General features: G+C 61.1%; 2 protein-coding genes. Both read left to right on the top strand.

All coding sequences use genetic code 11. The annotated features are described in order from the left end of the window. On the top strand, window positions 1–330 hold a 330-nt coding region (locus AB4Z11_RS30790; RefSeq protein WP_442029848.1), incomplete at its 5' end, for a hypothetical protein. Between the two features lie 4 nt (window positions 331–334). Beyond that, the gene (gene dbpA / locus AB4Z11_RS30785) at window positions 335–1738 is read left to right on the top strand and encodes an ATP-dependent RNA helicase DbpA (protein ID WP_442029846.1); all 1404 of its coding nucleotides are present in this window, start codon (window positions 335–337) and stop codon (window positions 1736–1738) included. The last annotated feature ends 24 nt before the right edge of the window (window positions 1739–1762 follow it).

Here is a 1762-nt window from a genome sequence, read left to right as displayed (position 1 = left end):
GCGATACCCAGCGCAGTAAATGGGGACGTCACACATTTCAGAAAATGTGTGACGTCCCCATTTACTGCGCTGGGTATCGCCCCATTTTGTTTTCTGTGGCGGCAAATGAGAGATAAAAAAGACAACGCGACCTTGGATTTGCCGGGCTTTGGCCCTGCTGAGCCAATGGAGCCGGAGCTTAAGCGTCCGCCGCCGCCGCGCAAGCGCAGCAAGGCGATGAAACAAGAGCAGATGGAACTGCTCGAACCAACCGATACCACCGGCCTGCCAATCTGGCAGAATGATCCCAATCTTGACTTAACGGGCCTACCTGTCTGGCGCCGTGACTAACGCCATGACTTCTTTCTCTACCCTGCCCCTGTCCGATGCCTTCCTGGCGAACCTCGATTCGCTGGGCTATAAGGAAATGACGCCAATCCAGGCGCAAAGCCTGCCGCCGGTGCTGCAAGGCTGCGACCTGATTGCCCAGGCGAAAACCGGCAGCGGCAAGACCGCCGCTTTCGGTATCGGTCTGCTGCAAAAAATCAATCCCGCGTGGTTCGCGACCCAAGGCCTGGTGCTCTGCCCTACCCGCGAGCTGGCGGATCAGGTGGCAAACGAACTGCGCCGCCTGGCGCGCAGCGTGGGCAATGTGAAGATCCTGGTGCTGACGGGTGGCGCGCCAATGCGTCCTCAGATTGCCTCGCTAGAGCATGGCGCGCATATCGTGGTCGGCACGCCCGGCCGCATTCGCGATCACATCTCGCGCCAGACCATCGATCTCTCGACCGTGCAGATGCTGGTGCTGGATGAAGCGGACCGCATGACGGATATGGGCTTCTACGATGAGATCGCGGGCATCGTGAGTGCCTGCCCGAAACGCCGCCAGACCTTGCTGTTCTCCGCCACCTATCCGGACGATATGCGCGCGGCCACCGAAGCCTTCCTGTATGAGCCGGTGGAAGTGATCGTGGAAGCGCAGCACACTTCTTCGCAGATCGAACAGCGCTTCTATGAAATCGGCTTCAATGAACGCGACGCTTCCGTAGCGCGCCTGCTGGGCCATTACCGCCCCGCCTCCGCCATCGTGTTCTGCAATACAAAAGCGCACTGCCGCGAGCTGCTCGATACGCTGCGCGCCGACGGCTTCTCCGCGCTGGCTTTGTACGGCGAACTGGAACAGCGCGAACGTGATGAGATCCTGGTGCTGTTCTCGAACCGCAGCTGCTCGATCCTGATCGCGACCGACGTGGCCGCGCGCGGCCTCGATATCTCCGGCCTGGAAGCCGTGATCAATGCGGACGTGTCGAAGGACAGCGAGGTGCACATCCACCGCGTGGGCCGCACCGGCCGCGCCGGCGAACAGGGCCTGGCGCTGACGCTGTGCGCGCCCAACGAGAAGAAGTGGGTGAAAGCGATCGAGGAGTATCAGGGCTCCACCGTCGAATGGCGCGATATCAAGGAACTGTCGGCCGAAGATGAACATGGCGATCCGGCGCCGATGATGACCCTGTGTATCGCGGGCGGCAAGAAGGACAAGCTGCGTCCCGGCGACGTGCTGGGCGCCCTCACCGGCGACGGGAAGCTGATGAAGGAGCAAGTCGGCAAGATCAATGTGACCGAGTTCCAGACCTACGTCGCGCTGGACCGCCGCATCGCTTACGACGCCTTCTCGCGCCTGAACGCCGCCAGCCGCATGGGCGGTGATTTCGGCTCCTTCAAGGGCCGCAACTTCAAGATGCGCTTCATCGAAATCTGATCATGCTCATCATCACCATCAAAC

The organism is Pseudoduganella sp. RAF53_2, assembly GCF_052113985.1.
Taxonomy (GTDB): domain Bacteria; phylum Pseudomonadota; class Gammaproteobacteria; order Burkholderiales; family Burkholderiaceae_D; genus Rugamonas.
This window is presented reverse-complemented; position numbering and strand designations above follow the sequence as displayed.

What these genes read in the sequence shown, in the direction of transcription:
- dbpA (WP_442029846.1), top strand. Translation starts at nt 335, where the DNA reads ATGACTTCTTTCTCTACCCTGCCCCTGTCCGATGCCTTCCTGGCGAAC.